Annotated in this window: 7 protein-coding genes; 1 reads left to right on the plus strand and 6 read right to left on the minus strand. The window is 46.3% G+C overall.

Annotated features, from left to right (window positions below; translation table 11 throughout):
* Positions 1 to 250 precede the first annotated feature (250 nt).
* The 6 genes from Q0256_RS09845 to Q0256_RS09870 all read right to left on the minus strand — a co-directional run bounded on the left by Q0256_RS09845 (position 251) and on the right by Q0256_RS09870 (position 7,166).
* Complete coding sequence (locus Q0256_RS09845) at positions 251 to 1,369, minus strand: HAMP domain-containing sensor histidine kinase (RefSeq protein WP_297962596.1); 1,119 nt, start codon at positions 1,367 to 1,369, stop codon at positions 251 to 253.
* Positions 1,362 to 2,015: a response regulator transcription factor gene (locus Q0256_RS09850; RefSeq protein WP_297962598.1), complete on the minus strand. Its 654-nt coding sequence runs from the start codon at positions 2,013 to 2,015 to the stop codon at positions 1,362 to 1,364. The genes Q0256_RS09845 and Q0256_RS09850 overlap by 8 nt, the downstream gene beginning before the upstream one ends.
* 26 nt (positions 2,016 to 2,041) lie before the next feature.
* Positions 2,042 to 3,013 (minus strand): NrfD/PsrC family molybdoenzyme membrane anchor subunit, encoded by a 972-nt coding sequence (nrfD, locus tag Q0256_RS09855; protein WP_297962600.1) that lies wholly within the window; start codon positions 3,011 to 3,013, stop codon positions 2,042 to 2,044.
* Positions 3,006 to 3,572 (minus strand): 4Fe-4S dicluster domain-containing protein, encoded by a 567-nt coding sequence (locus Q0256_RS09860; protein WP_040303872.1) that lies wholly within the window; start codon positions 3,570 to 3,572, stop codon positions 3,006 to 3,008. The genes nrfD and Q0256_RS09860 overlap by 8 nt, the downstream gene beginning before the upstream one ends.
* An 11-nt stretch (positions 3,573 to 3,583) precedes the next feature.
* A complete protein-coding gene (phsA, locus tag Q0256_RS09865; protein ID WP_297962604.1) occupies positions 3,584 to 5,848 on the minus strand; it encodes a thiosulfate reductase PhsA in 2,265 nt (754 codons plus the stop codon).
* Positions 5,849 to 5,945: 97 nt separating this feature from the next.
* Positions 5,946 to 7,166: an MFS transporter gene (locus Q0256_RS09870; protein ID WP_297962606.1), complete on the minus strand. Its 1,221-nt coding sequence runs from the start codon at positions 7,164 to 7,166 to the stop codon at positions 5,946 to 5,948.
* Positions 7,167 to 7,322: 156 nt separating this feature from the next.
* Between Q0256_RS09870 and Q0256_RS09875 the strand changes: the two genes are divergently transcribed.
* Positions 7,323 to 7,889, plus strand: a complete 567-nt coding sequence (locus tag Q0256_RS09875) for a PAS domain-containing protein (protein ID WP_005870765.1) — start codon at positions 7,323 to 7,325, stop codon at positions 7,887 to 7,889.
* The last annotated feature ends 748 nt before the right edge of the window (positions 7,890 to 8,637 follow it).

The raw sequence follows: 8,637 nt of genomic DNA on the forward strand, positions 1-8,637 counted from the left end.
TATTTTGCTATTTCATAAAATTCCGACTGAATATAATTTAAAAACATACTATGAAAAACCCACTAATTCGCCCGAGTATTATTTTGATAATTGCGGCGACGTAAAATACGATGTAGAAAAAGAATACCTGGAAGGCAGGGAACTTACAGGCGGTTGAAAATCCGAGCTAAAACAAAATTTTAAAAAGTCCTAGCCGCGCAAATTTTACTTTTAAAATTTTAAAATTTGCGTCTAAATTTCATGCGCCGTTTTAATCCAAAAGTTTCTGCTTAAACAGCGGGATTTTGTAGCAAAAGGTGCTGCCTTCGCCGAGCTTCGAGCTGACGCTTTTTGCGATTCCGTAGCGCTTGCAAATTTTATCGATTATGTTTAACCCGAGGCCGAATCCGCCAAGAGCCGCGTTTTCGCGCGAGTATCTCTCCCAGATCGCGCTCGTATCCTTTATGCCGATGCCGAAGTCCTGCACGCTAAAGACCGCTATGCTCACCCCTTTTTCCAGCCCGATGATGATCTTGCCGCCTGGGCGCGAGTATTTTATGGCGTTACTTAGGGTGTTGTCGATGAGGCGCATTAGCGAGGTTTCGTCCATAAAAACGCTCACATCTGGCGCTATTCGCGATTGCAAGCTTATGTTTTTGCTTTTTGCGACCAGATAGATGAAATTTATCCTAGCGCTCAAAAACTCGCTCATATCGATGCGGCGGCTTTTTAGGCTCATCTTGCCGCTTTTGATGAAATACTCCACGTCCTCGTAAGTAATTACCATCTGCTTGAGTGCGGATTTGATACGCGCAGTGTGTTTGTCGCGCAACCCAAGCATCTCGGTATTGATGAGCGCCACGCCTAGAGGGGTCTTTAGCTCATGCATCGCGTCATTGAAAAACGCCTTGATGAGGTTGCTTTGCTGCGCGTAGAAATTTTTTATGATTTTGTAGTTAAACAGCGCGATGATGAGCGCTACGAAAATCGTGATAAAGATCGTAGAGATCGCGATAAATTCTATCTTTGCGTAGCTTATCTTTTTTGAGATGACGAAAAAATGCAGCTTGCCCTCATGTAGAAAATGGCGCTTAAAAAATACTCGCCCGCCGAATTTAAGCGTAATAAACGCAAAATCGGGCGGCTGCACGCTGAGGTTTGATCTTAAAATTTCGCCGTTTGCATTTAGGATCGCGTAGTCGTAGATGAGCTCGTCTTTTAGATCGGGATATGCGCCGGCTAGAGCTTCGCCGCTTTTTTGCATCAGCTCGGCGACGTCGGCGCTCTCTTCGATTTTGGAGTTTAAATAGATGATATAAAGGCTCTCACTTATAAAAGCGCCGATGATGAAGATCGCGCTAAAAAGCGTAAATTTAAACCCTTTAAGCATTGATCTTATATCCGAGTCCGCGGCTGGAGAGGATGAAATCGTTGCTCGTTTTGGAGCGGAGGTTGCTGATATGCACGCGCACATCGACGCTGCCCGCCTCGCCGTCCCACACGTCGGCAATGAGCTCATCGACGCTAACGAATCTTTTGATATTGGCGAGCAGAAATTCTATGATTTTAATCTCTTTGGCGCTTAGCGATATCTCTTCGTCCGCACGCTTTAAAATTTTTAAATTTGCGAAGTAGTGAAATTTATCCGCGATCTTGACGGCGCCCTTTTCGTCGCCGAAATACTTTCGCATCAGCTCGCTTACTCTAAATTTAAGTTCGGCTAGGTGGAAGGGCTTTTTTAGGTATTCGTTGCAGCCTAGCTCGTAGCACTGGCTTAAATCGTCAATGTCGCCAAGCGAGGTCATCATCATCACGGGGGTGTTAAGACCGAGGCTGCGTGCGTATTTTAGCACCTCTTCGCCCGAGATCTCCGGCACCTTGATGTCTAAAATCAGCAAATGGTATGCATTCGCGGCGATCTTATCGCAGGCTGCGTCGCCGCTTTCGCATTCGTCCACCTCGTAGCCAAGCTCCTGCAGATACTCGCTTACGCTGCTTCTGTATTCAAAATCGTCTTCTAAAAGTAAAATTTTCAAACTCACTCCCTAGATCGGGAGCGAAACTACGCTCCCGTGCAAATTTGCCCCGCATATACAACGAAGTAGCGAAGCAGAATGACGCCGCAAAGCACGACGAAAGAATTTAAAACTATAAACGCAGGCTTGTAGGCGTGGTTTTTCAGCGCCGTAAAGGCGATGATGATCGGAGCGATGAGCCCCGTGCCTAAAACGCCGATCCAGAAAATTTTACCGTAAACCTCGTGCGTCAAAGCCTGCTGTGCCGCAAGCGCGCTAGTACCACCCTCGAAATACATCCCGACAAATAGAATGAATAAAAGCGGAATCTCAAAGAGTATCGCGCGCAGATCAAGCACCAAAAGGTATTTTATGCTATCTTTGTTTAACGAGCCTTTAAAAAACAGAAGTCCCACTAAAATGCTCGCCGCGATGCCGCTGGAAAAGCCGGATAGTAAAAATAAAATCGGCAGCACCGGAGTATTCCAAAGCGGAATTTTCATCACCGCGCTTAGTAAAAAGCCCGTGTATGCGCCCACGCAAAGAGCAAGGATAAATAAAACTCGCTCGAAAGCTTTGGAAGCTTTGGCAAACGAGCTTAGCAAATTTACGATAGGGCGTAGGAACGCAAGTAGTTTAAATTTGCAAATTTCTTCGCCGAATACGCATAGCGCAAATACAAAGCTAAGCGGCACGTAGATTAAAAGCGCCAAAACGCCGAGGCTCATTACAGAGCCGAAGTTAAATTTGATCAGCAAAAGATAGAAGGTAAGAGGCTTGCCTAGATCGAAGATCAAAAGCAAAAGCCCCGCGCAGATCGTAAGCGGCGCCGTGATCGCACCCGCCCTAATCATCGCGTCCCAGATGGAATTTTGCTCGCTTTCGTGGCGGTTCCATTTGACTAAAAGCGCCACCATCGTCGCTCCCGCGCTAAGACCCGCCAAAAATAGATAGATCGCAATCGGCCAAGGCCAGTAAATTTCAGAGTATTGGCTCATATCGCCCCACATATTATTCATAGCGTCCTCCTTTTTTGTTTTTGATATTCGCTAGGCGCGGTTTGGTGTTTAGATACGCTTTCGGATATTCTACGCTCGTTTTGGCTAGCAGTTTGCTTACCTCGGAATTTACGTCATTTACGTCGCCGAAAGTTAAAGCATCTGTTGGGCACACGCTTACGCAGGCGGGCTGCAAACCTTTGCTAGTGCGGTTAGTGTAGCAAAAGGTGCATTTGCCGATAGCGTGCGTGACGGGATCGACAAATCTGGCGTCGTAAGGACAGGCCAGGATGCAGTATTTGCAGCTGACGCAAAGCCTCTCGTCTATGAGCGTTACGCCGTCTTTGGTTTTAAAGCTCGCTCCCGTAGGGCAGACGTCCACGCAGGGGCTATCCTCGCACATAACGCAGCTGGCGCGCGAATAATCTAGCTTTAAATTCGGAAAAACGCCGCTTGTTTTGCCGTGCACTTGCAGCCTATAAACGCCGCTCGGTACGCCGTTTTCGTTCCTGCACGCAACCGAACAGGCTTGGCAACCTATACATAAATTTTCGTCGTGAATCATTATGAGTTTTTTCATAACCGCCCCTTTCAAATTTTAACTATATCGACGCCGACGTTGGTTACCATCGTGCTTACCACAGGACCCGCAGCGGGATCGAGAAGGACGCTTTGGTTGGTGCCTATGCCGTTCGTGCGCTTTAGCCCCGGGCTTACGTGCCCAAAGCCGTGGTATAAAAACAGGCAATCGTCTCTGATGCCTTGCGTGACGAAAATTTTAGCTTTTTGCTCGCCGAATTTATTTTTGAGCTTCACGACGTCGCCCGTCTTTAGCCCCTCCGCCTTTGCAGAAGCCGGGCTGATCCAAACCGGCGATTCGCTCATCATATCGTTTAAAATTTTGACATTTTGAGTGTGGCCGTTGGTGTGAAGCGCGGTCTTGCCGGTCATCAGGCAGTATTTGTGTCCGCCAAATACGTCCATACCCTCGGTGTTTAAACAGCCGTATCCCGCGAAAAGCTCCTCCACTTTCGGCGCGAAAAGCTCGATCTTGCCGCTCGGGGTTTTAAATTTCATCTGAGAGCTCATCTCGCCGTTTTCGTCCACGAACTCCGCTGCCGCAGGATATTTATCGATAAATTTAGCCACGAGCTTCGGCTCTCGGTAATACAGCTTCGGTACCTTGTAGCTTACGTAGCCGTTTTTGATTAAATTTGCGATCAGCTCGGCGTTGCCTTTGGCTTGCTGCATGCGGTATTCGTCGATGTTGTTCCAGGTGTAGTCTTTATCGATCTTCATCACCCTTGCAAGCTCTCTAAAAATTTCATAGCCGCACTTCGTATCGCCCACCGGCTCGACGGCTTTGTTTCGCATCACAAATCCCGGTGCGGTGCCGCCTTTGTTTTGAATCGACTCGTCGCGCTCTAAATAGGTGGATTCTGGCAAGATCACGTCGGCTAGGCACGCGAAGTCGCTCATATACACGTCGATTGCGAGCACGAAGTCTAGCTTTTTGATCGCCTCTACGCTCTTATCCACGCCCGCAACGTTGATGAGGTGGTTAAAGCGCGTGCTGACCCAGCCTTTTACAGGGTAAGGCTTTTCGCTTAAAATCGTAGGCGCGATCTGCATCAAAACGCCGTGTTTGCGCGGCACGAAGAAATTTTCACTACCTTCTTCGCCGCAGCCGTCGATGCGCGCGGTCTTTGGAATTTTAAAATTTTTATCCGGGTTCGAGATGGTAGGGAATAGATCCTCTTTGCAAAGCGCGTTGAAGGTTTTGGAATCTTTAGAGAAATAAATTCCGCCCTTTTTCTCGACGTTTCCCATCAGCGCGTTTGCGATCGCGATGGCGCGCGTGCGGATATATTCGGCCTTGGCGGTCGTGGTTTTATGACCCCAGTCGATTACGACTGCGGGAGCCGCGGCGTAAATTTCATTTGCGATGCGCTCGATTTTGTCTGCCTTGATGCCCGTGATACCCTCTTGCCAAAGCGGCGTCGTATCCTTCACCGATTGCCTTAGCTCCTCTAGCCCCACGGCGTATTGTTCGATAAATTTTTTGTCGTATTTGTTATCGCGTAGCCAGACGTGAATCAGTGCCATCAAAAACGCCGCGTCGGTTCCCGGCTTTATCGGCAGCCACTCGTCTGCTTTGGAAGCTACGACGCTAAAGCGCGGATCGAGCACCAAAAGCTTTACGTCCTCTCTACTTGCGGCTTTTGCAAGTTTTTTGGTTTTCGAGATGTCGATGCCCTCAAAGAGATTGTGACCGAAATTTACGATGTATTTTGCGTCGCCGTAGTCTCTTTGCATATTGGTGCCGAAAGTGTGTGGCACGGCGATATTATAAGTGACCGGGCAACAGGACCAGTGCGAGTAGATGTTCGGGCTGCCGTAGGCACAGGCGAAATTCATCATCTGAGTGTGGTGCTCGCCCGTTTTAGAGGTAAAAACTACGCTTTGCGGGCCGTATTTTTGCGAAATCTCGCCAAGCTTCTGCGCGCAAATTTTAAGAGCCTCGTCCCAGCTCGCCTCTTTAAATTTACCCTCGCCGCGCTCGCCTACGCGAATGAGCGGCTTAATGAGCCTTTGATCGTCGTAGAGCTGATTTATGCCCGCGCCTCCACGAGCGCAGACCGAGGTTTTGTTTGAAAAGCGATGGTTGCCCTCGATGAGAGCGCCGCGACCGTTTTTGACGGTCACTTCGATAGGACAGCGCGAGGAGCACATCTCGCAGACGCTGGCGACTTTCTTTTCCGTCCCGCCTGTAACCGCGCTAGCGTTTAAATTTAGATTTAATGTCGCTAGCGTGCCGATCGCGGCGCTACTTTTTAGGAAATTTCGTCTATTCATAAAAACTCCTTACCTTTAAATTTCGGTAGGAATTCTAAGGCTTCATCGTAAAAATAAGGTTAATTTTGATAATGCAGCTTTTGGCTTAGACTTTATCTCAAAAGATAAAATGCGTCCTGCGCCGTATTTTAAAGCCGTAAAATAGCGCCAGCAGTAGCAAAATGCTAATTGTACCGCAGATCGCAAGGGCTACGCGAGCGCCCAGTAGCTCGGTAAAAAAGCCCGATATGAGCGCTCCAAATGGCGTACTACCTATTAAAAATAGCGCGTATAAGCTAAGCACACGCCCGCGAAATTCGTTGCTTACGTGCATCTGCACGGTGGAGTTGATGCTTGAGTTTGTGATTACGAAAAGAAACCCAGTTACGGCAAGCCCTGCCGCAGCCCATGCGAAGGAATTCGCAGCCCCAGTAAGAGCTAAGCTCACCCCCATAGCGATCGCGCACGATCTGATTTTGCGGATGCCGAGTTTATCAAAGACTGCTACGAAAAGCGCGCCGCAAAAGGCCCCCGCGCCTAGAGCCGACATCAAATATCCAAAGCTTCGCTCATCCGCGTCTAGGCTAAGCTTAACAAGCGCCGAGATCGTTACGTTGTAATTTGGCACCAGCGTCGCTACGATAAGCACTATTATCATTAGCTCGCTTAGAGTTTTTTTGTGCGATACATACGAAATTCCAGCACCGATCGAGGCAAAAACGCCTCCGCTTCTGCTAGATAGCGTAGTAACGGATGGCGGAATTTTTATGAAAAACAGCGAAACGATGATGCCTAAAAAGCTAAGCGCATTGAATAAAAAGCAAAAGCCCACGCCCCACAGCGCCATCACGATCCCCGCAAGTGCGGGTCCTGCGATACGAGCGACGTTAAAGGACATAGAATTTAATGCTATGGCGTTGGCTAGATCGCGGGGCGAATCGATGAGGTCTTTTACCATCGACTGACGGCTCGGGGCGTCCATGCTGGTAAAGATGCCGCTTGCAAAAGCGCAAAATAAAATTTTGCCGAAAGAATATAGCTCGCAAAAGCTCATAACCGCGAAAATTGAGGCAGTCACCGCCATGCCTATTTGAGCGAGCAAAAGGATCTTTTTGCGATTAAACTTATCGAGCAGTACACCGGAAAATGGCGTAAAAAGTAGCGCGGGCAAGAATCGCGCCGCGGCTACAAGGCTGACCTTAAAAGCATCTGCGGTTATGCTTAGCACTAGCCACGGTAGCGCGACGCTTTGCATCCAAGAACCGATCAGCGAGAGGTTCATCCCGATCCAATAAATTCTAAAATTTGAGTATTTAAGCGATAGGAAGGGATTTTTCAACGCGCTGCCTTTTGAAATTTTGATTTGAGATTATACATTAAATTTTAAAAATTCACTTAAAGATTTAACATTTATAAAAATTTAACGAAAATTTAATATTTCTGAAAAGAAAAATTTTATATACTCTGCAATAAATTTTTAAGCAAAGGATTAAAAATGCAAAGACCGACTCCGATTAATCAGGAAATCAAACTCGATGAGAAGCGCTATATCGTTTCCAAAACCGATCCGAAGGGCATTATCACGTTTGCAAATCCGTATTTTTGTATGATTTGCGGCTATAGTGAGCTTGAGCTTTTGGGGCAGCCGCATAACATCATACGACATCCGGACATGCCGCGCATAGCGTTTAAGCTTATGTGGGATACGATACAGCAGGGCAAGGATTTTACCGCCGTGGTTAAAAATTTAGCCAAAGATGGGCGCTTTTATTGGGTCATTACCGAATTTACTTCTAAAAAAGATCCCGTGACGGGGCAGATCACCGAATACACGGCATTTCGCAAGGCTCCGCCAAGATCTGCGATCGAAACTATAGAGCCTATTTATAGGGCGCTACTGGATGCTGAAAGAAACGGCGGTATGCAGGCTAGCCAAAAGGCGCTCGTGGACTTTCTAAAAAGTAAAGGCGAAACCTATGAGAGCTGGATCGCAAAGGTCTCAGGTAAATCAAATCCGCTCACCGCAATGTTTTTTAAGGCGATGAAAAAGCTTTTTAGCTAGTTTGACTGACACGGACGCAAATTAAAATTCCGCGGAATTGGTTGGAATTTTACCTCGAAAATTCCATGACATAATAAAATTATAAAATGCGAAATTTAGCCAAAATTCCGCGGAAATTTCTTAAATTTGAAATATAGAATTTAATAAAAATTCTGTAAAGATTCTATTTTAGATTTCTTTTATATTTTACGCCTAGTAGTATCACACCATACAGGTTGTTTCTGCATCTAAAATTCCTGATGCGTATTTAGCGCAGCTCTGTGAAGCGCTAGAAAGTAACTTACGACAAGGTATCGAGCTATATAGCTACTTAATCTAAAAAAGAGGTGATTTGCTAAGAGAGAAATTTACCATAAGACACGAGGGTTGCTTTAAAATTTAAAAAGTTGAGTATAAGGCGGATTTAAAAATAAGGGAATTTATACGCTTGATTAGAATTTTTTGGATTTATGGTAGATTTTACGTATAGCTTAAAATTTCTAGAGTCTTTGCCTTATTGTAGGACAGCGAATGAGCGATAAAATTTACTGAGCTTTAAGTGATGAGAATATAAAATGGTGCGTCCATCAAATTTAAAGGCGATAAATGGATCAAAGCAGGCTTGAGGAATTAAGAAAACTCCTAAATAATCAGCACAGCGATGCAAAGCAAAATCTAACAGAAGGTCTTTATCCCAAAAATTTTAACGCTTTCGACTTCAAAAATTTAAAATTAGAAGATGCAAGCTCAAAGACTTTAAATTCCGATG

Source organism: uncultured Campylobacter sp., assembly GCF_937949835.1.
In the GTDB taxonomy this organism is placed as follows: Bacteria; Campylobacterota; Campylobacteria; order Campylobacterales; family Campylobacteraceae; genus Campylobacter_B.